The following is a 23,032-nucleotide window of genomic DNA, read 5'->3' as shown; positions in this document are numbered from 1 at the left end:
GACATTAACCATGAAAGTTATGGCAGAGCTATGAAAAGGAGTATCTTATATGCCGAATGTTCCTATTTCATTTGATACGAGTTGGATCAATCCGCTTACAGAACGAATGCAAGAAGATGGTCCTTGGGATAAGTGGGAGCTGTTCAAGCTCTCATTGGAAGCCGAGGAAGCGATGGCTGTTCACGATTTTGACCAGCTACAATGTCTGAAATACCTTCCACTCTTATCGCCATTTCCTCACCAATTGGAGACAGCAAAACGTGTCCTGCTAGAAATGCGTGGTCGTGCCATTCTCGCAGATGAGGTCGGTTTGGGAAAGACGATCGAAGCAGGGTTGATCATGAAGGAGTATATGGTTCGCGGCTTGGCTAAAAAAATTCTCGTCCTGGTTCCGGCCTCTCTCGTGATTCAATGGACAAAAGAGCTTCATCAAAAATTCGGCATTGCAGCAGTCGCACAAAAAAAGGAATATATGTGGCGGCAGCACGAGGTCGTTGTCGCATCCATAGATACAGCAAAACGAGATCCACACAGACGTCACGTGCTCGACATCGATTACGACATGCTTATCATCGACGAGGCCCATAAACTCAAAAATAAACGTACCCGCAACTATCAGTTCGTTAAGGAGATCCGCAAAAAATATTGCCTGCTCCTTACTGCCACTCCCATTCAAAACGAGATGGACGAGCTATACAACCTCATCAATTTGTTAAAGCCAGGTCACCTCGGCCATACATCCACCTTCTCTACCAATTACGTAGAGGGCAAACGCCAATCCAAAAACAGCGAGAAATTGCGGGAAGAAATTGAAAAGGTCATGATTCGCAACAAACGAAGTGATGGCGGTATCCAATTCACCAGCCGTCGTGTTCAGTCGATCCCGATTGACCTAACCCCTGAGGAAATGACCTTGTACGAAGGGGTGACCCGCTTTGTCCGCGAGCAATACCAAACAGGATTTGGGGTTGGTGGCTTCAACTCTCTCGCTCTGATTACCTTGCAGCGTGAGGTCTGCTCCAGTAAGGAAGCTGCGTTTATGACACTGTACAACATGCACCAGCGTACTGGCGAGGACTCTCCTTTGCGCACGCAAATTCTTGAGCTAGTTGAGATGATCAAACAAATAGAGACCCATTCCAAGGCCGCCAAAACAGTTGAGCTCATTCAACAAATCAACGACAAGGTGATCATTTTTACAGAGTACCGAGCAACACAAAACTATCTACAAAAGTATTTGCACGACCACGGCATTACCTCTGTCCCCTTCCGCGGTGGCTTTAAACGCAGCAAAAAGGACTGGATGACGGATCTTTTCCAAAATCGTGCACAAGTCCTGATCGCGACGGAAGCGGGCGGCGAAGGGATCAATTTGCAGTTCTGCAATCAAGTCATCAATTACGATATGCCTTGGAATCCCATGCGAGTGGAGCAACGAATCGGCCGCGTCCATCGGCTGGGACAAAAAAGGGATGTGCACATTTACAATTTATCGACAACAGGAACGATCGAGGAGCATATTCTCAAACTACTGTATGAAAAAATCGACCTGTTTGAAATGGTCATCGGTGAACTCGATGATATTGTGGAACGCCTGAATCTAAACCACTCCTTGGAAGATAATCTGATTCAAATCATTATGGATTCTCAATCCTCCAAAGAAATGGCGCTAAAGCTCGATAACATTGGACACGCGATTCGAGCAAGCAAAATAACAAAAGAAGACGTACCACTATCTGAGGCGGCTGACCAATAAACTCTTGTTGGAAACGAAAAAGAAATGAGGTCTCCTGATGCAGCAACAACAGGTCAGACAATTTGTCGAGCGCTATTTGGCGACTTTTTCTGCCCATATCGTCGAATCTCACCCGGATTATTTCACAGTCAAACTCCCTGTCGAGGTGGACAAAGATATCGGCAATCGCCCTTTTTACTGGAGCTGGGTGGATAAAATGAACTTGGCTTATCAGCCATTGGTGCTCACCTTTACTTTTCATCCGGATTGCACGCCTGAAGGATTGCGATCCGAGCATCTGCATTTAGGGGCTACCCGTATGCAACAAATTTTCGCTTCAACCAAAAAGCATGGCAGCTTTGTCTGTATGTACGAGCAGCAAGGGGGGCTTTTAGGCAATGCTGGCAAGCGTCGGTCAACCCCTCTCGTTCCTTGGCTCGGGATGAACTTGAAGGTTTCTCTGCTCTGTGACAAGCGACGTGACATTTTATTGTACCTGGGGATTAATTTGCATCAGCCGCGGTTGGTGACGGACTTCACTTCGTTTTTATTTTCACTTTCCTTGACCCCTGCGATCCCTGACTACTATTACACGTTGGATCGAAAGGTAACCATACAGGAAGCCCTCCAAATGGCAGAACAGGAAGTCGAACATACATTGGAACAAGAAGATCAGCATTGGGCAGAGGAAGCGCGCACACGTTTGAGCGAAGAATTGGCTATCTTGGAAGCGTACTATGAAGAATTGGCAAGGCGAGAACCAGAAAAGGAACAGTCAAAAGCAGACGAAACCGAAGAAGCAGTAGAGCGAACAGAAGCGCAGCCGTCACTCGAACAAGAAGCCCTCCACCCTGAGCCTGATCCAGCTGGACCAACTTCTGTCGAACAGCCCACATCTTTTGACGAATACCGGGCGTCTGGCGGACGAATCCTCGACTTTTTACGTACAAACGGAATCCAAACCACCCCACGCGCAGAGATTCATCTAGCAGAGTGGAAAAAGAGCACGCCAGATGAGGAGAGACAACGCCGAAAAGACGAGCTGGTATGGCAATACGAGCCGCGGATCGAGGTTTCGTTCATCAACGGTGGTTTGTTCTATTTATCTTCCGTTCCTCCGCTCATGCGGTCTTCGAAAGCAAAAAGCATGCGACATCTCCCCGCATCAGGGCGAATCATGTAAAAGATCAACGAGAAAATGTGAAACAGAAAAGACACGTTGCAACAAATCTTTTTGTCATAGCTGGTTACAATAGGAATAGGTTAAGCCTTTACAAAAGGTGGTGCATAGTTGTGACCAGACGATTTCTCCCTTTTATCGCTGCTCTTTTGTCTCTCATGCTGCTTTCCTCACTAGCATATGCGCAAGACGAAGCAAGCTGGGACAAGCAGTTCCAAAAACAAATTCGAGAATGGATGGATGCAATCGCAAGCCGAGACCCTCAATTCAAGCAATGGCAGGACGCCAAGACGGATGTGCAAACACTTGGTGCAGGGCAGCATCAATGGCTAGTAAGTATAAAAAAAGCGGACAAGCAGGTAGGGTATTTGGTGATAGGAGAATCACCTGATTCCACTTCCCATGAGAAATTTGTTCTACTGGAATACGGTGTCGGGGAGTACATCTTGTTCGATGACGCCTTTGCTCCGAAGGAAATCGCGGCGGAGCCCGTTTATGACGGGTTCGCTTCCTACTGGCTGATCACCCAGAAGTCAGATACACAAATGGTCAATGCAAAAACGGGAGAGATGTATCCCACTTCTTTTCAAATTAGCGAGCCCGCTATCGATGCTTTTGCAGGCGAGCAGCTCATACAAAATGGTCAACGCCTGACTCAAATGAGAATTTTAAGCGCAGCCGAGTCTGATCCTTTTGATCATATTGGGTGGGTCAGCCAATTGAGTACAGCGGACACAGACGTGTCCTGGAACCAATTGTGGAAACAAGATTATGCCTCACCGGTAACATTAGCCGTCCCGATTCACCAGTCACAGGTTTTGGCCCCCTTTGTCGTAGGGTCCCTGCATTTATGGAATGACCAAAATGCTTATGTCGGTGTATGGGATGAGGGCCTGCGCTTTGTCCCGTATTCCTATGCCCATCGCGTCGGACGATTTTTCGTAAACGAAACAAGCTCTCCTGCCGAATAACCGGTTGGAGAGCTTGTTTTTTGCGTTTTCTATTCACCGATGTTCTGTAGGAGAGAGACGCTCATGAACGGCATGAAAAATTTCATGGGCGGTCATTCCCTCTGCATTAATGACGGGAGCTCCTGTAATCGTTTTGTTTTGATCACCCAGTACGTTGATATCCTGTCCTGTAATGACAATCGCATCTACCACCTGCTGCCAGTTGCCTAAATCAACAACTTCGTAACCATTTTGACGCAGCATCTTGCACACTTCAGACAGGGAATTTTCTACCGCTACTCTCGCCATATGCACCCTCCGCCTCGTTCATGATAGGTTCCACGAATTTTATTTGCGCCACAACAGTCGTATGGACATAGGAATGGCACCAAACCAGCGTGACGACCAGGACTCGCGTGGAGTCTTACGTAAACGGCGTTCATCTTTTGGAGTATCCATGTACTGCACAAACAGTTTCGTCAGGTACTTTAAATATTCCTGAAAGGACATCGCACTTGACCTCCTTCTTACTCGCGGTTCACACCACGGCGCAAGCGCTGTCCCCTCTATTGTTCCCCGTCCTGTGTTCTTTCAACCACTTGCCTCTTAATTTCCAGTACAATATCGGAAAGGCTCTTTCCTGTCGTATCCACCTGAATGGGCGCGAAATCGTATACACCTGCGCGCTCCGCCATTAAGGTTTTTACCCTTGTCGCGACTCCTCCTGCCAACAACGGACGGCCTGTATCCTTTTCCAAACGCTTGATGAGCTCTTCTTCCGTCGCATGCAGCGCGATTACGATGCCATGCTCCAACATCATCTCTACGTTTTGCTTCCGTAATACAGCTCCTCCCCCAGTTGTTACTACCTGAGATCCTACTGCCAGTAATTGCGCCAGACGTTTCGTCTCGACGTCTCGGAAATACGCTTCACCTTGATCCGTGAAGATTTCTGGAATACTGCGACCTTCCCATTCTACGATTGCATCATCCAAGTCCGTATGCTTCATTTCTAAAGAGGCAGCGAGTGCGGCGCCAACCGTGGTTTTTCCCGTTCCCATAAATCCGACTAACACCAGGTTTTTCATTTCATTACTGCCCCTTTCCAATCGTTGGGTAAGTATTAATCTTCACTGTTTTTTGTTGTTGATTATACTCCGTCTCATATCCCAATGCTTTTTCAAAAAAGGACAGTGGAACCATTGTACGTTCTTTGATTTCGATTAGCGGGCTGCCTAAATCTATTCGCTTGCCATCAACTTCAGCAAAGCGCTCCCGCTCCTTTATAAATACTTCGCGTCCATTTCCTTTTACGCGGATCATTTGTTTCTTGTCGTCCCAGCTAATCGCTACTCCCATTTTCTCGCCAAGCTCACGCAACGGAATATAAACCGTATTGTGGGTGACCCGAGCAGGAATCGATGGATAAAAGCTCATGTTATTGATGATTGTGGTGATATAAGGTTCCAGTTGTACGGCACCAAAGCCATTCTTATTTGCACTATAAGTATACAGGGTGAAGTATTTGGCTTCCCCTTGCAAGGTTTGTCCAAGCGCCTGATCGAGATGCTCTGCACCAATGACACTGCCATGATAATTTTGCTGGACGCGCTGTAAGAATCGCTTATAGGCATCGTCACCGATTTTGCGGCGCAGGTTGTCGAACAGGAGTGCTCCCCGAGAATACCAGGTCAGCTTAAACTCTTCTTCGGTAGAAAACTTCTGCAATGGCTTGTCGAGCTTTCCATTTGGATAACGCTCTTGTAAACGTTTGACATCCCGGTTGTACGTATCCAGTAGAGTCGTAGCTGATTGGGCACCATAACGCTTCTGCAAGTAATGGGACACACCCAGCTCCACCAGACCCTCATCAAGCCACCCGTGCGAGGACTCCAATGTAGCCACACTGTTGTACCACCAAAGATGCCCTACCTCATGCGGCAGCCAATGATCAATCAGATTGTTGTAATGCATGTCTCTTTTGAATACGGCGAGGTTTGCGTATTCCATGGCGTACGTCGTCCCCGTACTTGTTTCCGCAATCGCCACGTTCGGATACGGCAACGGCCCATACATATCGATGAAAGTAGGAAAAACCGATTGGGCAATGGTTTTGATTCTTTCGATGTTGCCTTTATCAACGGAAGCAATGTCAACCGTTAAATTCGGAGCAAATTGAATCGTTTCAATGTGATAAAGAGGACTTCCCACCAGTCCAAAGTTCAACAATTTTTTTGCTTGATAATGGACTTGCTGCTTATTGCCACCGATTGACTTCGTTTGCCCTCTGCCCCATGAACTAACCCATTTGTAGCCTTGTGGAGAAGTAAATGACACATCATAATCTCCATAGTGGTAAACGAATGGATCACCAAAATCAACGCGTTGCGGTGGGTCATACCAAACGCCTTTTTGGTTTTGGGCACCGAGCATCGGGTACCATGTCGTCAACGTCCAAATATCGTCTTTCACCCCAAAACGTGTGCCCCTGCGTGGAACCGGGTTCTCGAATTCAATGGTTAAAGCGCCACGAAGCTCCTTACCAAGCGGATTTGCCAGCTTCACCAGTGATTGACCACGTTCAAAAGAAAGCGGCTTGTCCTTGTAGCGAATCGACTTCACCGTCATTTTGTTCCAAAGGTAATCGTAAATATACAATCGTACATCTGGCGTTTTCGGATTGTCGAACTCCAAGGTCATGCTTCCGGTTATTTTTGCTTCGGACGTATGTAATTCAGCTTGAATCTTATAGACAGGGTTCAAATCCTTAACATAAGACGGCAGAGGCGGATCATAAGAAAATGGATCAACGAACTTTTGCGCCTCCTCAGGTGAATGATTCATGGCAATGATTTGAGAAATAGCTGGCCAATACGCGACGACTCCAACTGAGCCAAAAAAAATGAGGATCGTCACACATACCAGTAAGCTCGTTTTATGTAGTGATTTCATGACAGCCCCCAAATAATAAACCGCCCGGCGGCAGGCGCTAAATGTTTTTGTTTCATTGTAGCAAATATAAGTCAAACTGAGTAGAAATTCAGGAGATTCTGTAGAGAAACCGCCATATTTGACAATGATCTGTATCTGCTGAAAATAAAAAAAGCCGCCACTCATTGTATCGTAATGATTGGCAGCTTTCTTTAGCATTTACCAGGTTTCGTACATAATTTTTCCGGTCTGGCTAAGATCATAGCCCCCGACTGCTTCTAATTCCTTTTGAAATGGACGCGACCCGAGAACATCAAGAACAGCCTGAATGAGCTGCTCGTTGTCCTTGTTTTTCAACAAGACGAGGTCATATCGCTCACGCACAGTTGGGACAAACTCCACTCCCACGAGTGAAGCCGCCTTTTCAATGCCCACTCCTACATCTGCTTCGCGCCGGGCTACTACTCCTGCGACAGCCAGATGATTGGACTCTTCCCGTTCATAGCCAATCACGTCACTCCCCGCTATCTTTGCCAGTCGAAACTGCTCTTCAATCAACGTGCGTGCACCGGACCCTTTTTCCCGATTGACCATGCGAATGCCCGGCTTCGTAAAATCGCTCCATGCTTTGATCTGTTTTGGATTGCCTGCCTGGACGTAGAATCCGGCCCAACGTGACAACATATTGATGACAACAAAACGATGCCCACACAAAATGCGACGAATATACGGGACATTGTATTCATTGGTATCCCCATCGTACAAGTGCGTGCTGACGATATCAGCCTTACCCGTATACATTGCCACGAGGCTGTTCAGTGAGCCCACGTACGAGCGAAGCGGTCGGTATGCCTCATCCTTTTTCTCCAAATGCCCCGCCAGTAGGTCCAAGCTCACATCCTGCCCGCTAATAATGATATTGCGGCCTGTACCAGTCTGCTCATATCGTGCCGATTGTTGGGCTTGTTCTGTCTGCGGGATGCTGACGGCTGAGGCTTGTCTGTATACTCCCTTTGCCTTCGCCTTGTACGCTTCCAGATCACTTTCGTCTACGCGCATTTGCCGACCGACGCGATATGCGGGCAGCTCTCCTTTTTTTATGAGATCGTAGACCGTCAGCTTGGAAATACGTAAAATTTTCGCTATTTCTTCGGTGGTGTAAGAATTTTGTTGACTCATGTCCCGCCTCCGTTATCTCCTTTGCTCTATTGTCAAACAAGTGTCGTAAAATCGCAATTGATTATTCATTACGAATCCATATAATCTAGTTATGTCCAGTTATAATTACTTATAACTAAATATAATTATGGAGGTCTTTTTTTATGAAGAAGCACTGGTTTGCCATATTGACAGTATTTTGCTTAATGCTAACGGCTTGCTCGACAACACAAACCGCACCACAAGCAAGTGAGCCAGCCAAAACCGATGCAGCAAAGGTAGAACTGATGATTTCTGCTGCTGCTAGCTTGACGGATGCCTTGAATGAGTTGAAAACGCAATACGAAACGGAACACCCGGGAACGACCCTCACCTTTAACTTCGGAGGCTCGGGCAAACTCGCCACACAAATTACGCAAGGTGCTCCGTCTGACGTATTTTTGTCTGCTAGCAAAAAAGACATGGACGGTCTAGAGGAACAGCAATTGATCGCCAAAGACACACGCCAAGACTTCACGAAAAACTCGCTTGTTCTCATTGCAGGTAACAAAAGTGCTGTCGCTATCTCTTCTTTTGAAGAGCTGAGCAACGCAGCGATCAAGCATATTGCCGTCGGTGAGCCTGAGACAGTCCCCGCTGGGCGATATGCGAAAGAAACATTGGATACGCTGAAAATGTGGGATTCTCTTTCCGCACAAATGGTATTTGGCAGCGATGTTCGCCAAGTTTTGACCTTCGTAGAATCCGGTAACGCGGATGTCGGTATTGTCTATTCCAGTGATGCTGCCGCTTCGAAAGATGTTAAGATATTGGCGACAGCCAAACCTGAATGGCACAAGCCGATCGTTTATCCAGGTGCGGTCGTCAGCGCTTCGAAGAACCAAGATGCAGCAAAAGCTTTTCTAGCCTACTTGACAAGCGACAAAGGAAAAGCGATCTTACAGAAGTACGGGTTTCAATAAACGAACAGAATGGAATGGGAGGTGGCAAGCGTGATTGAAACAAATCTTACTCCTTTGATGCTCTCCCTTAAAGTAGCTGCGCTCTCCACCTCCTTTGTTTTTATCCTCGGGATGGTTTCTGCAAGGTGGATGACACAAAAGGATTTTTGGGGGAAGAATGTGCTGGAGTCCTTCTTTTTGCTTCCACTTGTCCTCCCTCCCACTGTTGTTGGCTTCGGTCTGTTGCTGCTTTTTGGGAAAAACGGTTTTCTCGGTCAGCTTCTGCATGATTGGTTCAATATTACCGTCGTCTTTACACTGACAGGCGCCGTTATTGCCTCGGTTGTCGTTTCCTTTCCGCTGATGTATCAGAGTGCAGTCGCTGCCTTCACAGGAGTGGATCGTCGTTTGGAGAATGCGGCACGCACGATGGGGGCGTCGGAATGGCGATTATTCTGGACCGTTACCTTTCCCTTGGCTTGGCCCGGCCTGTTGGCTGGGTTTGTTCTTTCTTTTGCCCGTGGTTTAGGGGAGTTTGGTGCTACACTGATGCTCGCAGGCTACATCCCTGGGAAAACCGATACGATTCCCGTCGCCATTTATTTTGCTGTTGAGGCTGGTCAAATGGATAAGGCTTTGTTTTGGGTCGTCATTATTGTTTCCTTGGGGATGGGTACGACTCTCTGGCTGAATTGGTGGAGTCGTCGCAATGTACGCAGGTACGCCAATCAAAAGTAAGGCAGGTGAATGGGAATTGCTCTTTCTCGACATACAGAAGCGTTTGCCTGATTTTATTTTGGATGTGTCCTTTACGGTGCAAAAGGAAATTGCTGTGCTGTTTGGACCATCCGGCTCTGGCAAAACAACGATATTGAACAGTATTGCAGGTCTGGTTCATCCCGATACTGGCGTGATCCAATTAAACGAGAACGTCTTTTATCGCGAAGGACAGAAGCCGCTTCCTGTACAAAAACGCAGCATCGGGTATTTATTTCAAGATTATGCTCTGTTCCCTCACATGACCGTCGAGCAAAATGTTCGATACGGCTTAAAAAAGGGGCATGAACTGAATTTGGCTCCATTGTTGTCCTCAGTGGGAATCGATCATCTGATGCAAAAATATCCTCACCAGTTATCCGGGGGACAAAAACAACGGGTGGCACTCGTACGTGCACTTGCGACAGAACCAGACATTCTGCTCCTTGATGAGCCGTTATCGGCGCTGGACGCGGATACGCGTAAACAATGCCAGGATGAGTTGCTTCGCCTTCACGCTATGTGGAACATCCCTTTTCTTCTGGTCACCCATGATCGTGAAGAAGCCGAGAAGCTCGCAGATGTCATTTTCCTGATCGATAATGGCACAATCAAAGAACGGAAAAATGAAAAAAGCCATTCAGCAACGTCCATTTCCCGATAATGGGATGGCATTGCTGGATGGCTTTTTACCTATCGAGCTGTGATTGGTTCAATCTTCACATCGTTTTGTTTTGCCCACTTATGTACTTCGCCGAGGAATTGCAGGACGTCATGGCTCTCGTGATGGACACAAAGGGTATCAGCCGCCAAGTCAATGTGCTCGCCATTGACCGTCATTACTCTTTGTTTTAAAACAAGCTGACGTGTCTGCTCCATGCGTTCTTCCTTGCTGATCAGCACGCTTCCTTCCAGATCACGCGGCGCCAATCGACCATTCGGCAAATAAGCCCGCTCTGCAAATACTTCCTCTGCCACTTGAATCCCGTGTTCCAAGCCAGCCTCTACTAGCTTGCTGCCAGAGAGTGCATAGAGGATCAGATCTTCGTCAATATCTGCAATGGCTTGCACAACCGCTTCGGCGAGCTCTGGCCGTTCGGCCGCTTCGTTATATAGCGCGCCATGCAATTTCACATGGTGAAGCTCCCCGCCTAGTGCTTTTGTAGTCCCTGCCAAGGCTGCAATTTGATACAACACCAGCTCATACACTTCATTGACAGACAAGTTCATCGAACGACGTCCGAAGCCTTGAATATCTGCATAGCCGGGATGTGCCCCGATTTTCACATCATGCTTGAGTGCGGCTTCGATTGTTCTGCAAATAATATGGGGATCCCCTGCATGCAATCCGCAAGCAATATTAACGGAGGTGATCCATTTCATAATCCCCAAATCCTCTGATTGTCGACCTCTGCTGAAGCCCTCTGCCATATCGCAGTTAATATCCAGATGAATCATGTATGCTCACCTTTCTTTCGCTACTCTATCTTTTGAAAACGCATTCATACGCGTGGCTTCTCGTTTTCTTCCACTTTAGCATACCATGTACGCCAGTTTAACAAAAGCAAAAAAGCTGCCGAAAAATGGCAGCTTATGAACAACTATGTCGAACCAACGGTTGCTTGACTGCTTTCTTCTGTCTGTAAGGTCTCTGCTAGTGCCATTACCTGGTTCTTTTCTTGTTTATAATCGTATTCCTTTGCCTTATCCGGTCTGGCATTGTTGTACTCTACCGGGATCTCATGGCGATGGGAACGTTCAATTTTCGTTACAAAGTGCAGCTTCTCCATAATGCGAATCGTTTCGTCCAACAAATTGGCATCCACATACATCGAAACGTAATTTAAGCGCTTGGAGATGTAATGAATGGTGCCAAATTTGCGTAAATTTTTGGCGGCACGCGTGTTTTTCACCCACACGGCGACCCCCAGACGTCGCTCTCTCATGTTTTGCCGTCGGTCTCCTTCCTAATCGTGGTATACTTACTGTTGAAAGCTTATATAGAAAGGAATCGTGGTCTATGCTGGCTACGTTTTATCATCAATTCGAGGAAGCGCTTCACCGCGAAAAAATCGTGACCCATAGCAGTTGGCAAACCTATGCGGGCCAGCTCTTTTTCTATGTATGCAGTACGCTCCCTGCTCCTCTGCTTACAAACCAGCTCATGGAAACAGGAGAGCGCCTGACCACTGATACCAAATTACAGCCAGAATGCATTTACGTGCGTTCTGATGATGTGCAGCATGTGTATCGCTTCCGCTTTCGCGTACCTGACGAAAAGCAGTTTTGCTGCGGCAATCTTTGTGAAGACTGCTTTCTGCTACGCCAAAATGAATCGGGAACAGCGTAAATTACGATGGCTTTTTCACGCTACAGCCACAGCTTCCGCCTGTTCCACAACCGCTGCCCTGCGCCTCTAAAAATGGATTGTTGCTCGGAACCTTGATCGTTTCCGAGACGGAATGAGCAATGGTTCTACTCACCTGATACAAGAGCTCATCCAGAGCATCCTCTGCTCGCTTGAACGCCTGTACGGAATCCCTCAGTTCAATGTTGCGCTTCAGTTCCCGTACTTCTTTGGATATATGATTGTAATCCGGGTGATACTTCCCGAACCGTTGCACATCTTCGTACTGTTCCTTCTTAGCCTCGAACACGACGAGCAGACGTTGCACTTCCTCATCTGCTTCCATTTGGCGTTTGGCCTCCAGATACTCCGAGACCTCGCGCGATTGGTTAATCATCGTGGACAGCTCATGAGAACCCATGATCAACTGCGTCATATCCACTGCTTCCAATGTTTCCATAAAGCGAGACCTCCTTTCGCCGCAAAGCTTGAAACTTTACGTCATTCCTGATTGTATCACGATGCACACCCTTAGTACAGATATTCGGGCACTACAATGCGCACTCGCTCGATGCTATCGAGACGGTAACACTGTTTGCCTCCCTGTCCGGCAATCGTAACCATCCAGTACCCCATTTCCAGGCGTACTTCTGTCGGTAGCCCACGCAGCTTTTCTTTTCCACCTTGCTGGATCTCGACTTCCAGCTTCAGTTCGATTGCGCGCTTAAACAAATCCCGCATGGACTGTGGGTGATAGGATTGAAAATGCTTCGTCCACATTTTCGGAAGGGCTGCGATTTGTTCATTTTGCTCAGGGAACGTGTTTTCTATAGCATAACCGTCCCAAGGCCGTTCGATGAGAAGCAAGCCCTTATTCCCGGCGTGGCTGTTTGGGAGTGGCTGAAGCTCTTTGCTTGCACTAGCAATATGTGATAGCACTTGCGGCTCATAACCGAACTGTCGTAGTAAACGGATTAATTCTTTTTCCTGCGAGAACGGAATCAAAAACGTAGTTGGCGAGACTACTTGAGTAAGAAATGGGCGAAAGTCAGGAATTTCGCGCCATTCCTCCATAAATCCGGCATGTGCTGTCCGCACGAGGAAGTACGGCTCCATTTGAATCTGCCTCGCTGTTCTCGCCCATTGGCTCACAACCTCAACCAAGCTTTCAGGCAACGGATGAACACAGGAGGCCCGGAGCTTTTCAATGACTTGCTCCTCCGTCCCTCCTTGAGCCAAATACGATTGCAACAGCCTTGCTTGCAATTCACCCCGAATCAATTGCCCATCAAATTGGAGCTGGCAAAATTGACTGATCTCCCATACATCCAGCAACGGGACAAGCGGAGGGATTGTAATGGCACCTGTGGGGTCTACAAACCAGCCTTCCTCCGACGATAATCGCGGCAAGCTGCTCCAACGCCAAAAAATCCCACGCTCCTCGTCCATTCCGAGCTGAATCCATCCCATGCCTAACAGTACATGCAGCCATTGCTCCACAATGAGTTCCTCTGCATTGTCGGGCAAAGAAAATCCTGCTTCTTTTAGCATGCGTAATTGTTCATGAATGGAACACCATTGCTCGACAGGAACCTGTTTCATCAATTGAATGAAGAATTCCCACCAGTCACCATGCGGCAAAAATTGTTCCATAACGAGTTGATACAACTCTTCCCAACGTACGAGCGGCGGTTGATGCAGCCATTGCTTCGTTCGATGGAGATCGAGTACGAGTTCTCGCTCCTCCCTATACACCAAGCCAAGTCTAAGCGCAATGTCAAGAACAACCGTCAAGGAAAAGCCCTCTCTTTGTTCCTGATCGAGCGGCGGAATCACGATTCCTTTTACATGCTCGTCTGTAAACGAGAGTAGCGGCAGCATTTTTTGTGACATCCTGCGATGAATGCTTCCTTTTTGCGTAATGGGAATGTGGTTGTCTCGAACAAACAACAAAAGCCCAAAAAGATCCAGCTGTATCCCTCTGCCTGCTGATATATAATAAGGGAGCGTTTTTGAAAGAGAAACAAAAGCCTGAGAGGCTTCCGGCAGCATTTGATTCGTCAACTGTTCCCGAACCTCTTGTGGCATCAAATAGCCGATTTCACTCCACATTTTCCGTACAGTCAAGATCAGTCCAAGCCGTCGCAATTTCGTCAAGCCGACTGACAGATGTCTGTGCTCTTTTGCCGTTTCGCGTTCCCACGTTCGTTTGCTAAAAAAGCCTCTCGTCGCTTTGGTTACGAAAAGCCGGATAACGGTTCGTTCCAGCTCATCTGCCTGTTCCCATGCTCGGCCAATAAAAACGGGGTCCAATAATCTCGCTGTTAAGTCTTGCTCTTCCGCAATCTGATATCGTTTGGTTTGTTCATGTAGAATCGCTTGTCGCGTTGATTCGGACAGGTATTCCAGCGAATCCTTCACACGCACGCCTGTCACCTCAGTCTATATGATGATCGATTCATTACTTTTATCAATTGGAGGGATCTTGATGTTGCAAGTATTTCCTAGCTTACTCTTAACCGCAACCTTGGCAGTAACCGGTACACAAGTCTTGTCACCTCAACATCCTATCGTATCTGAGCCTGTGGCGAAAGAGGCTGTACAAGCAAATGCTGGTTATGAGGCCGTTGCTGCTCCCTATCCACCGGCTGTGCAGGAAGCTTTGAAGACAGTTCGAAAAAATGGCGGACACACCATTGTTCGTGCCAACGGAAAATCCTATGTAGTCGTGGGTGCAGGACAGCGCCCTACAGGAGGATATCGTTTAGTGACGGACCAAGTCAAGCGGACTGGCCCTCATGACTTCGCCGTACAAGTTCGGGTACAAGCACCAGCTCCGGGTTCGATGAAAATCCAAGTCATCAGCTATCCGACTTTGGTGATTGCCCTGCCAGACCAGCAAGCAAAAGTCAGCGTGCTCATGCGCTAGTCTATTCACGAAAAAAGCCGACAGTTCGAAAGCCACAAGGCGCATCGAAGTCGGCTTTTTTCCTTTTCCCAACAGTTACCCTTGCTTATCAGGGCTTTACCTCAATGGAAAAGCTCTCTGCTACACCATACGACTCGTGGTTATTATGTGCCAATTCTACCTTGATCTCATGCTTCCCAGCAGGGATATCCTTCATGACATAGCTAGACTCAAATACTTTGGCGATTTTTTTGCCATCGAGGTACAAATGAACATGGCCTTCCCCGTGCTTGTTTTCTTTCCCCATGTTTTCGAGGGAAAAAGAAAAGTTCGTCACGGCCAATTTGAGTTGCAAATCATCTTTTACAAGGGTATGCGTCACAGCGAGTGTCGGCTCTGCATGATGAGCGTGCGACTCGTCTGCTACCACTTCGGTTTGCGCTTGTTGGTTCGTGTACACAAACCATTCCACACCAGCCGCAATCGCAATCAATAGAAACAAGCGGAAAAGAAATCGTTTGGTTATCACCGGAGCTGCTCCCTTCCAAAATGAGTCTTACCCCAGTGTGCCCGACTCCTGATTGCTTCATTCATCCATTTTTGCCTCTTGATCTCACCTGTTATCCATACATACTCAGCATTCCAATAGGTAAAAGTAACCACAAGATCCTTTAGGGAGGTCATTACTACGTATGAATGCATGGAATGAAACTCTTTCTATTTTTGCTTTAGGAGGAGTATATGAAATCGGCAAAAACATGTATGGGATTCAATATGGGGATGAAATTGTCCTCATCGATTGTGGCTCGAAGTTTCCGGATGAGAGTTATTTAGGAATTGATCTGATCATACCGGACATTAGTTATCTGCTAGAAAATCAAGAAAAAGTACGTGCCTTGATCGTCACGCATGGGCATGAGGATCACATCGGGGGTATCCCATATTTTTTGCGACAATTAAACGTCCCTGTTTACGGTACCCGCTTAACGTTAGGTCTTATCGAATTAAAGCTGAAGGAGCATAATTTGCTTCATCAGTCCACCCTCATCTCCATCGATCGTGACTCTACCATTTCATTTGGCTCGCTCACAATCAGCTTTTTTCAGACGAACCATAGCATTCCAGATTGCTTGGGTGTTGTATTTGAAACAAAAGCAGGCGCTATTGTGCATACGGGCGATTTTAAATTTGATTTAACGCCGGTGCATAAGCAATCCCCCGATTTGCACAGAATGGCTGAAATCGGGCAGAAAGGTGTATTGGCCTTGTTGTCAGAGAGTACCAATGCGGAGCGCCCAGGCTTTACTCCATCAGAAAAACACGTGGGCGATCGTCTGTTAGAAGCATTCAGTAAGGCACATCAGAAAATATTTGTCTCGACGTTTGCTTCCAATGTATACCGGCTCCAACAAGTCATAGATGCCGTAGAAGCGACGAATCGAAAGCTGGCATTATTGGGTCGAAGTATGGTCAATGTGGTCAGAATCGCTTCGGAACAAGGCTATTTGCATATACCAGAAGGCATGTTGGTGGAAATAGAAGAAGTGGGCGAGCTCGATCCTGCCCGTGTCGCTATTCTATGCACCGGAAGTCAAGGCGAACCCATGGCTGCTTTATCACGGTTGTCGACCTCCGGGTATCGACACGTAAAAGTAGAACGCGGCGATACCGTCATCCTCTCTTCCTCCCCCATTCCAGGGAACGAACGAAATGTAGCGCGCATCGTCGACAACTTGTTTATTATGGGAGCCAACGTTATATATGGCTCTGGAACTGGCATGCATGTATCCGGTCATGGCTTCCAGGAAGAGTTGAAGCTCATGCTCACTCTCATGAAGCCACAATACTTTATCCCCATTCACGGCGAGTATCGGATGCTCCATCAACATCGTCAGTTGGCTGAATCCGTCGGCGTTGATTTCGAGTCCATTTTCATAATAAATAACGGGGATGTCGTGGATATTCAGGATGGTGTGGCTGTGCAGGAAAGAAAAATCCCTGCCGGCAATACCTTGGTGGATGGTTTAGGAATCGGGGATGTAGGGAATGGAATATTACGGGATCGCAAACATCTTTCGGAAGATGGCATACTCGTAATCGTTGTGACGCGCAGTAAAACTGACGGCAAGATTTTGTCGGGTCCTGACCTTATTTCTCGCGGATTCATTCATGCCCCGGAATCAGAGGGCCTGTTGGAAGAAGCGACTCGCCTTGCATCCGAGGTGATCACCAATCTGCAGGAAGCGAATGTGAGTCAGTGGAACCGCCTGAAGCAAGGAATGCGGGAATCAATTGGGAAATTCGTGTATGCCAAAACAAAGCGCAGACCCATGATCCTGCCGATTATTATGGATGTGTGAGGGAAAAGCCTTCTTTCTGGAGGGCTTTTCTAGCATGATATTTTCAATCTTGGGGTGATTTGAAATGGGGAAAATGGTTAGACTTTTAGCGTGCCTTCTTGCAATCTTTTTTATTTTCTTTGCTTCGGTTCCAGTGTCTGAAGGGGCAGAACTCAAGGCAAATGTCATTGTAGATTCAATGATTTATGGAAGATCAGAGGACAACAACACGTTTTTTATTTATGCCCTATTACTTAATCTAGGTGAAGCAACCGCTACAAATTTTAGCTACGCAGGTCTCTCATTTGCGGGCAAAAACGGAATGGACCACTTCTACCCAGAAACTAGCCACACTGTTATCAATTCATCGTTGAAGCTAGAGCCGGGACATTTTGTAGAAGCAAAATTTGAACTGCCCTTAGATTTTATTGATTCTAGGTTTAAAAACATAAATGACATCAGAAAAATTAGTATTTTGATTCTCCGCGATAACACTGCTCCTTATAAAGACGACTCAGCAGTGAATGTGACCGTAAATAATAAAAAGCTTGTGCAACAAACCTTTGTTGAAAATGATGTCACTTATGTTTCCCTTCGCGAGTTAGCCGACGTTCTTGGTGCTACGATCCAGTGGAATGATCCTACCCAAACGGCAACGCTCATCCTGAGAGACAACTTCATGGAATACGATAGACAAATAGTCATACCTGTTGGCAGTGATCGCTTTATTGATCAAGGTCGCGAAACTACTGTGTCGGGAAAAGCGAAGCTGTACAATAACACTACCCTGGTTGTACCTTTACGAGATATTGTAGAAATGCTGGATTACTATGTTGTTTTTGAACATAAAGGGGGTCAGAAAACCATCGTCGTCATTCCGAATGATCTTCTTTATAGATGAGAAGGGAAAATCCTTCTTTACTGAATGCTTTTCTAACATGATATTTTCAATCTTGGGGTGATTTGAAATGGGGAAAATGGTTAGACTTTTTACGTGCCTTCTTGCAATCTTTTTTATTTTCTTTGCTTCGGTTCCAGTGTCCTATGCATCATTGGAGAAGAATCCTTTGCAGTTTGAATTGATCGAATTAAAATTCATAACAAGTTCTGATGGAAGTCACTATGCACAGGGTTATATGAGATGGGGGAATATCAGTCCCTATGAAATCCATGACCTTAAAGGAAGCATTGATTTGGTCAATGGTAAAGGGCAAAAAATCGGCGCTACACCTAAAACCATTGACAGTTATCATTTGGAAGCAGGCGATAACGATTTAGGTCTTTTCGATATTGAAAACTTTGATCTGGCTCCTTTCGTTACCCATCCCTCACAGATTGAGGGTGCTTACCTAAAGCCAACATATACGTTTACATTAGGGAAAAAAGCAGAATTCAAACCAAACGTCATTTTTGGAAAACAATATCATGGAATGGACCAGGAAAAATTTTACTTCAGGACCTTTTTACTTAATCAGGGAGAGGCAACCGCTACTAATTTTAAATACTCTGGAGTCTCCATTACGGACAAAAAAGGACTCGTTCATTTCTACTCCGAAACGACCCACCCAGTTGTTAATTCGTCATTACGTTTAGAACCGGGGCAATATGTATACGCATCATTTGATATACCACTAGATTTTATCAATTCTAACGTTGGAAAGTATGAAGATATTGATGATGTTAGTATAACTTATACGCACGAGAGCTCTGCCCCTTATATAGACAACGCTGCGCTGAATGTGACAGTAGATAATAAAAAACTAGTGCAACAAACTTTTGTTGAAAATGATGTCACTTATGTTTCACTTCGCGAGTTAGCCGATATTCTTGGTGCTACTATTCAATGGGACGACTCTACGCAGACCGCAACACTCATTGAAGAGGACACCTGGCAAGGGGAAAATAAGATAATCATCCCGGTAGGAAGTAATCGATTTGTACATAATGGGTACCCAACCACTGCATCTGCAAAAGCAAAGCTGCATAATAACACCGTACTGGTTGTACCTCTACGAGATGTAGTGGAAATGATGTATGGTTATTTCGATTTTGAACATAAATGGGGACGAAGATCCATCATAGTTGTTCCGTACACCCCCGATATGTAGCAGCACATTTTCCTTCATGCCAATACCAGTACACATTAGAACTCCACAGCTAAATTAGAAAAAAGAGAGCCCACCAGCTCTCTTTTTTCACCCTCAAAATATCTTCTTCGCATTCTGCTCTTCCTTCAAAATCTCTACAGCCTCGCGGAAACGCATAGAGTGAACGACTTCCCGCTCCCGCAAAAACTTCAAGCTGTCCTGCAAATCAACATCATCGGTCATGTCAATTAGCCATTGATACGTCGCGCGGGCTTTTTCTTCCGCTGCAATATCCTCGTAAAGGTCGGCGATTGGATCGCCCTTGGCAGCTATATAGGCCGCCGTCCACGGCACACCACTGGCATTGTTGTAAAAGAGCGCCCGATCATGATTGGCGTAATGCTCACCCAGTCCCGCTTCCTTCAGCTCTTCGACAGTCGCGTCTTTGGTCAGCTTATACACCATCGTGGCAATCATTTCGAGATGCGCAAACTCTTCGGTAGCGATATCCGTTAATAATCCGACCACTTTATTCGGGATCGTATACCGCTGGTTCATATAGCGCAGAGCGGCTGCCAGCTCTCCATCCGCCCCTCCGTATTGTTCAATCAAATATTTCGCCATTCTCACATCGCACTTACTGACACGAACCGGATACTGCAGTTTTTTTTCATAGATCCACATCGGTTTCGTTATCCCTCTCTTCTAAACTTGCCAAGGCCATGGATCATCATTCCACTGCCACGGATAGCCTGAATAACTACGGCCAAGATTTTGCAGAGGCCCGTACAATTTCTCATATTCGTTTGCCAAAACCCAGCGTTGCTCCGTTAAATCATTGAACTGCTGGAGCGCATTCTGATCGGTTGGATGCGTATCTAAATAAAGACTGAGCTCTACTAGTACAAAATCGATCGCTTGTAGCTGTTCAAGCAATGCGTAATATTGTTCGTCGCCGAATCTATTTTCAGCTGTCATGAGTGCCCCCTCCCCAAATGACTCAGTCTGGGATCATAGGGGCTAAAAAGTGCCGGCCATAACGTACCTAATTTCAATGCTTCCATCGGGCTATATTGTGGTAAGTTCTCCGGCTGAAATGTCATGAACAGCTGAGGGGGGACCTGGTACGTCTTCACCCGAATTGGCGGACAAGGATCGAAGGGACCAACGTACGGAAAGTAGTCGCGTGTTTGCGAATGCAATGCCAATATCCTCCTCCAACTTGTAATGTCTGTTCCTTCATGACTACACTATGCAGCCCACCCAGTAGGCGTGATTGCTACCCCAAAAAGAAAAACGCTCGCAAAAGAAAGGTATTTTCCTCCCCCTTTGCTTCAACCCGTCACTTGCAAACGCCCAATCATACCGCTTTCTTTGTGTCCCGGGATTGTACAATAAAATTCGTAGGTTCCTTCCTCCAATGCCTTCCACACTGTTTCAACAGACTCTCCCGGTCTGGCGTGCAAATGTACAACGTCCTTAGCCATTCCTCCATGACGATGTTCGCTGCTTGATTCTGAAATCGTTACAATTTTCCCATACGAAACAACCTGAATATCGTGCTCTACATTGCCATCATTTTGAAAGACGACTTTGATCTCCGTATCTTTTTTAACGGTAAATTGGTTCGGTTTATAGGAAAAGTCGACGGCTGTGAGGTTGATTTCTGTCGTGCGATCACCAGCAAAAAGAGCCGGGGATGGAAACGGTAATGATTGATACCAGAAGAAGACAGCGAGGAGCAATATAGCTGGAGTGCTTGGATGATGAAAAAAGGAGGACCACTTCGTTTCTTTTTTATGAAAATCAATCAGCTTGGCTACGAGCAGTATACATACGGTAAAGAGCATGACGAAAACAAACAGGAGAGACTCTACTTTTTCACTGGGTACCATCTCTCCCAGCATGGCACCCATCATCCCGCCCATTACGCCCGATAAGATGCCTTCTACCATACTCAGGATCGACAGAGGAACTCCTAGCAGAAAACCAGACAGTCCACCTGCCAGCATTCCCCACATGGTGGATACATAAAGGTCTCCCCTGTAAACATCTCCGAAGATCAACCCTCCGATCAAGCCAATCGTCATACTGACAGACATCGTACCCATCATGCCTTGCATATGATCGATACCCTGCTTTCGTCGCCAGATAAACCATGTGAAACAAACGTAAGCAAAACCGACGTAGATCAGGATCTGATACACCGCGCTCAAGATACCACCCCCGAGTATATTCCCCTCCTTGTAAAGTATGTCCTACGCCAACTAAATAGGACAAAACCAACGCGAAAACCCTCTACTACTGTCGAGAGGGCTCACACTTTTTCTTATTTTCGCCATTATAAAAAAGCTTCATTTCTGAAGCTTTTATTTCATCAGCTTATTCATCGTGGTTAACAGCTCGTCAATGACTGTGTTGTCCCCTTCTTGGATGCGTTCAATCACACAGGATTTCATATGTCCTTCCAAAAGGATACGTCCTACTGAATTTAAGGCGGATTGTACCGCAGCTATTTGATTCAAGACATCATCACAATAAGCATCCTTCTCCACCATGCCTTTAATCCCGCGAATCTGTCCTTCAATCCGATTAAGACGCGCCTGCAAGTTTTGCTTGGTTTTTTCCGAGTGATGACTGTTTCGATCAGACGTATGACAAGACTGTACAATGTTCAATTCTGCACTTGACAATGCAATTCCTCCTCTACTCTACCTCGCAAACACCTGTCAGGAAGACAGCCCCAATTCTTTTCGGACATTTTCCAATCCATATCGCTCGACAAACTTGAAAAACTTTTCTCTCTTTTTCCCTTGCGTCTGATACAGTGAAATGATGCTTTGGACGATGGAAGATAATTGTTCTTCCTTCACCTGCTCGACCAGGAGCTCGGCTGTTCTGGCCTCCATTGTTTTCGATTGGCCTCCGACGTAGATTTCAAAGGTTTCTTTTCGCTTGACGATCCCGATATCTTTTACCAACGGCTCTCCACAGGCATTTGGACAGCCCGTATAACCGACTCTCATCGTAAAAGGAACGGCCATCCCTGCAATCGTATCATTCAAATTTCTCGCTGCCTCAAGCCCTTCAATCTCTGCTCCTTTGCAAAAAGAACAGACAGACAAATTCTTCACAACAGAACCCGTTTCGTACACGTGTAAGCCTTTCTCACGCAGCGCTTTTTTGGCATCCTCAGCCTTCTCTTCATTCATCTCGATAATCAGCTGCTGAAAGATCGAAAGTTCAATTTGTGCATCCTCGCCAACGATTTGACCGATCACCACCATTTCTGCTGGAGTAAGCACAGAACCGCCGACACGAATTTCTGGACTTACGGCAAACTGTACACGCTTCAAAAGGCATTCCTCCTAGAGTGATTGAATTCGTAATATTCGGTCAATCATTAGGTGTAAGAAAGGCTGCCATTCTACAATCACAGCCCTTCCCGCAACTTTTGCTTAAACGACATCGTATCCTTGATCTTCAATCGTCTCTTTCACATTGTCCAACGAAACAACGGATTCATCAAAAGTCACGCTTACCTGATTGTCAGCAAGGCTTACCGTTGCTTTGCTAACACCGTCTAGTTTTTGAAGAGCACCTTCTATGGAAATGACGCAGTGATTGCAGGACATTCCCTGTACGTTCAAAGTGACATTCATTTTACATCCTCCTTTGTTTTTGGGAAGCTTAACTTGAT

At 46.4% G+C, this 23,032-nt stretch carries 28 protein-coding genes; 11 read left to right on the top strand and 17 right to left on the bottom strand.

Annotated elements, in window-relative coordinates; genetic code table 11:
* Positions 1–49 precede the first annotated feature (49 nt).
* From BBR47_RS11755 to BBR47_RS11745, 3 genes are all read left to right on the top strand, one after another.
* The gene (locus BBR47_RS11755) at positions 50–1,756 is read left to right on the top strand and encodes a DEAD/DEAH box helicase (protein ID WP_012685994.1); all 1,707 of its coding nucleotides are present in this window, start codon (positions 50–52) and stop codon (positions 1,754–1,756) included.
* Positions 1,757–1,793: 37 nt separating this feature from the next.
* Entirely contained in the window at positions 1,794–2,918 is a 1,125-nt protein-coding gene (locus tag BBR47_RS11750; protein WP_012685993.1) for a YqhG family protein, read from the top strand.
* Positions 2,919–3,028: 110 nt separating this feature from the next.
* The gene (locus BBR47_RS11745) at positions 3,029–3,886 is read left to right on the top strand and encodes a hypothetical protein (RefSeq protein WP_012685992.1); all 858 of its coding nucleotides are present in this window, start codon (positions 3,029–3,031) and stop codon (positions 3,884–3,886) included.
* A 33-nt stretch (positions 3,887–3,919) separates the two neighbouring features.
* Here BBR47_RS11745 and BBR47_RS11740 read toward each other — a convergent pair whose 3' ends face one another.
* From BBR47_RS11740 to BBR47_RS11725, 5 genes are read right to left on the bottom strand one after another with little or no spacing between them, the layout of a single operon-like run.
* Positions 3,920–4,174, bottom strand: coding sequence for a YkuS family protein (locus BBR47_RS11740; protein ID WP_012685991.1), 255 nt, complete (start codon positions 4,172–4,174; stop codon positions 3,920–3,922).
* A 39-nt stretch (positions 4,175–4,213) separates the two neighbouring features.
* Positions 4,214–4,375 (bottom strand): YqzE family protein, encoded by a 162-nt coding sequence (locus BBR47_RS30310; protein ID WP_007725773.1) that lies wholly within the window; start codon positions 4,373–4,375, stop codon positions 4,214–4,216.
* A gap of 56 nt (positions 4,376–4,431) precedes the next feature.
* Complete coding sequence (locus BBR47_RS11735) at positions 4,432–4,953, bottom strand: shikimate kinase (protein ID WP_012685990.1); 522 nt, start codon at positions 4,951–4,953, stop codon at positions 4,432–4,434.
* Positions 4,954–4,957: 4 nt separating this feature from the next.
* Positions 4,958–7,015: a stalk domain-containing protein gene (locus tag BBR47_RS11730; protein ID WP_012685989.1), complete on the bottom strand. Its 2,058-nt coding sequence runs from the start codon at positions 7,013–7,015 to the stop codon at positions 4,958–4,960.
* Positions 7,016–7,975 (bottom strand): helix-turn-helix transcriptional regulator, encoded by a 960-nt coding sequence (locus BBR47_RS11725; RefSeq protein ID WP_012685988.1) that lies wholly within the window; start codon positions 7,973–7,975, stop codon positions 7,016–7,018. It lies immediately after the preceding gene.
* A gap of 143 nt (positions 7,976–8,118) precedes the next feature.
* Between BBR47_RS11725 and modA the strand changes: the two genes are divergently transcribed.
* The 3 genes from modA to BBR47_RS11710 are packed head-to-tail and all read left to right on the top strand — an operon-like array spanning position 8,119 to position 10,315.
* Positions 8,119–8,916: a molybdate ABC transporter substrate-binding protein gene (gene modA, locus BBR47_RS11720; protein WP_012685987.1), complete on the top strand. Its 798-nt coding sequence runs from the start codon at positions 8,119–8,121 to the stop codon at positions 8,914–8,916.
* Between the two features lie 30 nt (positions 8,917–8,946).
* Positions 8,947–9,633 carry a molybdate ABC transporter permease subunit gene (gene modB / locus BBR47_RS11715; RefSeq protein WP_012685986.1) on the top strand — a complete coding sequence of 229 codons (687 nt, stop codon included), beginning with the start codon at positions 8,947–8,949 and terminating at the stop codon, positions 9,631–9,633.
* 16 nt (positions 9,634–9,649) lie between these two features.
* The gene (locus BBR47_RS11710; RefSeq protein WP_041749829.1) at positions 9,650–10,315 is read left to right on the top strand and encodes an ABC transporter ATP-binding protein; all 666 of its coding nucleotides are present in this window, start codon (positions 9,650–9,652) and stop codon (positions 10,313–10,315) included.
* A 29-nt stretch (positions 10,316–10,344) separates the two neighbouring features.
* Here BBR47_RS11710 and BBR47_RS11705 read toward each other — a convergent pair whose 3' ends face one another.
* Entirely contained in the window at positions 10,345–11,109 is a 765-nt protein-coding gene (locus tag BBR47_RS11705) for a LamB/YcsF family protein (RefSeq protein ID WP_012685984.1), read from the bottom strand.
* A 143-nt stretch (positions 11,110–11,252) separates the two neighbouring features.
* Positions 11,253–11,597, bottom strand: coding sequence for a YlbG family protein (locus tag BBR47_RS11700; protein ID WP_007725782.1), 345 nt, complete (start codon positions 11,595–11,597; stop codon positions 11,253–11,255).
* 74 nt (positions 11,598–11,671) lie between these two features.
* Here BBR47_RS11700 and BBR47_RS11695 point away from each other — a divergent pair, with 74 nt between their 5' ends.
* Positions 11,672–12,001 (top strand): hypothetical protein, encoded by a 330-nt coding sequence (locus BBR47_RS11695; RefSeq protein WP_012685983.1) that lies wholly within the window; start codon positions 11,672–11,674, stop codon positions 11,999–12,001.
* Position 12,002: 1 nt separating this feature from the next.
* Here the strand turns inward: BBR47_RS11695 and BBR47_RS11690 are convergent, their stop codons facing one another.
* Both BBR47_RS11690 and BBR47_RS11685 read right to left on the bottom strand, forming a co-directional pair.
* Positions 12,003–12,458, bottom strand: coding sequence for a YlbF family regulator (locus BBR47_RS11690; RefSeq protein WP_012685982.1), 456 nt, complete (start codon positions 12,456–12,458; stop codon positions 12,003–12,005).
* A 71-nt stretch (positions 12,459–12,529) separates the two neighbouring features.
* On the bottom strand, positions 12,530–14,425 hold the full coding sequence (locus tag BBR47_RS11685) for a hypothetical protein (RefSeq protein ID WP_012685981.1): 1,896 nt from the start codon (positions 14,423–14,425) through the stop codon (positions 12,530–12,532).
* A 61-nt stretch (positions 14,426–14,486) separates the two neighbouring features.
* On the opposite strand from BBR47_RS11685, the gene BBR47_RS11680 reads away from it, so the two are divergent.
* Positions 14,487–14,927, top strand: coding sequence for a protease complex subunit PrcB family protein (locus BBR47_RS11680; protein ID WP_012685980.1), 441 nt, complete (start codon positions 14,487–14,489; stop codon positions 14,925–14,927).
* Between the two features lie 88 nt (positions 14,928–15,015).
* On the opposite strand, the gene BBR47_RS11675 is transcribed toward BBR47_RS11680, so the two are convergent.
* The gene (locus BBR47_RS11675; protein WP_012685979.1) at positions 15,016–15,435 is read right to left on the bottom strand and encodes a hypothetical protein; all 420 of its coding nucleotides are present in this window, start codon (positions 15,433–15,435) and stop codon (positions 15,016–15,018) included.
* A 163-nt stretch (positions 15,436–15,598) separates the two neighbouring features.
* Here BBR47_RS11675 and BBR47_RS11670 point away from each other — a divergent pair, with 163 nt between their 5' ends.
* From BBR47_RS11670 to BBR47_RS11660, 3 genes are all read left to right on the top strand, one after another.
* Positions 15,599–17,266 carry a ribonuclease J gene (locus BBR47_RS11670; RefSeq protein WP_012685978.1) on the top strand — a complete coding sequence of 556 codons (1,668 nt, stop codon included), beginning with the start codon at positions 15,599–15,601 and terminating at the stop codon, positions 17,264–17,266.
* A gap of 64 nt (positions 17,267–17,330) precedes the next feature.
* The gene (locus BBR47_RS11665) at positions 17,331–18,146 is read left to right on the top strand and encodes a copper amine oxidase N-terminal domain-containing protein (RefSeq protein ID WP_012685977.1); all 816 of its coding nucleotides are present in this window, start codon (positions 17,331–17,333) and stop codon (positions 18,144–18,146) included.
* Positions 18,147–18,213: 67 nt separating this feature from the next.
* Positions 18,214–19,353 (top strand): copper amine oxidase N-terminal domain-containing protein, encoded by a 1,140-nt coding sequence (locus BBR47_RS11660; RefSeq protein ID WP_012685976.1) that lies wholly within the window; start codon positions 18,214–18,216, stop codon positions 19,351–19,353.
* Between the two features lie 93 nt (positions 19,354–19,446).
* Here the strand turns inward: BBR47_RS11660 and BBR47_RS11655 are convergent, their stop codons facing one another.
* The 7 genes from BBR47_RS11655 to copZ form a co-directional block, all read right to left on the bottom strand.
* Entirely contained in the window at positions 19,447–20,016 is a 570-nt protein-coding gene (locus tag BBR47_RS11655; RefSeq protein ID WP_012685975.1) for a manganese catalase family protein, read from the bottom strand.
* Positions 20,017–20,037: 21 nt separating this feature from the next.
* Positions 20,038–20,310 (bottom strand): spore coat protein CotJB, encoded by a 273-nt coding sequence (locus BBR47_RS11650; RefSeq protein ID WP_007725800.1) that lies wholly within the window; start codon positions 20,308–20,310, stop codon positions 20,038–20,040.
* Positions 20,307–20,534 (bottom strand): spore coat associated protein CotJA, encoded by a 228-nt coding sequence (locus tag BBR47_RS30305; protein WP_012685974.1) that lies wholly within the window; start codon positions 20,532–20,534, stop codon positions 20,307–20,309. The genes BBR47_RS11650 and BBR47_RS30305 overlap by 4 nt, the downstream gene beginning before the upstream one ends.
* Before the next feature lie 132 nt (positions 20,535–20,666).
* Positions 20,667–21,539: a cupredoxin domain-containing protein gene (locus BBR47_RS11645; protein WP_012685973.1), complete on the bottom strand. Its 873-nt coding sequence runs from the start codon at positions 21,537–21,539 to the stop codon at positions 20,667–20,669.
* Positions 21,540–21,701: 162 nt separating this feature from the next.
* Positions 21,702–22,025, bottom strand: coding sequence for a metal-sensitive transcriptional regulator (locus tag BBR47_RS11640; protein ID WP_012685972.1), 324 nt, complete (start codon positions 22,023–22,025; stop codon positions 21,702–21,704).
* Between the two features lie 36 nt (positions 22,026–22,061).
* Positions 22,062–22,688: a transcriptional regulator gene (locus BBR47_RS11635; protein ID WP_012685971.1), complete on the bottom strand. Its 627-nt coding sequence runs from the start codon at positions 22,686–22,688 to the stop codon at positions 22,062–22,064.
* A gap of 102 nt (positions 22,689–22,790) precedes the next feature.
* Positions 22,791–22,994 carry a copper chaperone CopZ gene (gene copZ, locus BBR47_RS11630; protein ID WP_007725825.1) on the bottom strand — a complete coding sequence of 68 codons (204 nt, stop codon included), beginning with the start codon at positions 22,992–22,994 and terminating at the stop codon, positions 22,791–22,793.
* Positions 22,995–23,032 lie beyond the last annotated feature (38 nt).

Source organism: Brevibacillus brevis NBRC 100599 (assembly GCF_000010165.1).
Lineage (GTDB): Bacteria > Bacillota > Bacilli > Brevibacillales > Brevibacillaceae > Brevibacillus > Brevibacillus brevis_D.
The sequence above is the reverse complement of the archived record's forward strand: the minus strand, read 5'-3'. Positions and strand labels throughout refer to the sequence as shown.

Excerpts from the sequence above, each read along its gene's own strand:
- BBR47_RS11705 (WP_012685984.1), bottom strand. The coding sequence starts at position 11,109 with ATGATTCATCTGGATATTAACTGCGATATGGCAGAGGGCTTCAGCAGA.
- BBR47_RS11650 (WP_007725800.1), bottom strand. The coding sequence starts at position 20,310 with ATGACAGCTGAAAATAGATTCGGCGACGAACAATATTACGCATTGCTT.
- BBR47_RS11750 (WP_012685993.1), top strand. The coding sequence starts at position 1,794 with ATGCAGCAACAACAGGTCAGACAATTTGTCGAGCGCTATTTGGCGACT.
- BBR47_RS11755 (WP_012685994.1), top strand. The coding sequence starts at position 50 with ATGCCGAATGTTCCTATTTCATTTGATACGAGTTGGATCAATCCGCTT.
- BBR47_RS11695 (WP_012685983.1), top strand. The coding sequence starts at position 11,672 with ATGCTGGCTACGTTTTATCATCAATTCGAGGAAGCGCTTCACCGCGAA.
- BBR47_RS11700 (WP_007725782.1), bottom strand. The coding sequence starts at position 11,597 with ATGAGAGAGCGACGTCTGGGGGTCGCCGTGTGGGTGAAAAACACGCGT.
- BBR47_RS11730 (WP_012685989.1), bottom strand. The coding sequence starts at position 7,015 with ATGCTAAAGAAAGCTGCCAATCATTACGATACAATGAGTGGCGGCTTT.
- BBR47_RS11740 (WP_012685991.1), bottom strand. The coding sequence starts at position 4,174 with ATGGCGAGAGTAGCGGTAGAAAATTCCCTGTCTGAAGTGTGCAAGATG.
- BBR47_RS11680 (WP_012685980.1), top strand. The coding sequence starts at position 14,487 with ATGTTGCAAGTATTTCCTAGCTTACTCTTAACCGCAACCTTGGCAGTA.
- BBR47_RS11655 (WP_012685975.1), bottom strand. The coding sequence starts at position 20,016 with ATGTGGATCTATGAAAAAAAACTGCAGTATCCGGTTCGTGTCAGTAAG.
- BBR47_RS11735 (WP_012685990.1), bottom strand. The coding sequence starts at position 4,953 with ATGAAAAACCTGGTGTTAGTCGGATTTATGGGAACGGGAAAAACCACG.
- BBR47_RS30310 (WP_007725773.1), bottom strand. The coding sequence starts at position 4,375 with ATGTCCTTTCAGGAATATTTAAAGTACCTGACGAAACTGTTTGTGCAG.
- modA (WP_012685987.1), top strand. The coding sequence starts at position 8,119 with ATGAAGAAGCACTGGTTTGCCATATTGACAGTATTTTGCTTAATGCTA.
- BBR47_RS11665 (WP_012685977.1), top strand. The coding sequence starts at position 17,331 with ATGGGGAAAATGGTTAGACTTTTAGCGTGCCTTCTTGCAATCTTTTTT.
- BBR47_RS11690 (WP_012685982.1), bottom strand. The coding sequence starts at position 12,458 with ATGGAAACATTGGAAGCAGTGGATATGACGCAGTTGATCATGGGTTCT.
- BBR47_RS11725 (WP_012685988.1), bottom strand. The coding sequence starts at position 7,975 with ATGAGTCAACAAAATTCTTACACCACCGAAGAAATAGCGAAAATTTTA.
- BBR47_RS11660 (WP_012685976.1), top strand. The coding sequence starts at position 18,214 with ATGGGGAAAATGGTTAGACTTTTTACGTGCCTTCTTGCAATCTTTTTT.
- BBR47_RS11670 (WP_012685978.1), top strand. The coding sequence starts at position 15,599 with ATGAATGCATGGAATGAAACTCTTTCTATTTTTGCTTTAGGAGGAGTA.
- copZ (WP_007725825.1), bottom strand. The coding sequence starts at position 22,994 with ATGAATGTCACTTTGAACGTACAGGGAATGTCCTGCAATCACTGCGTC.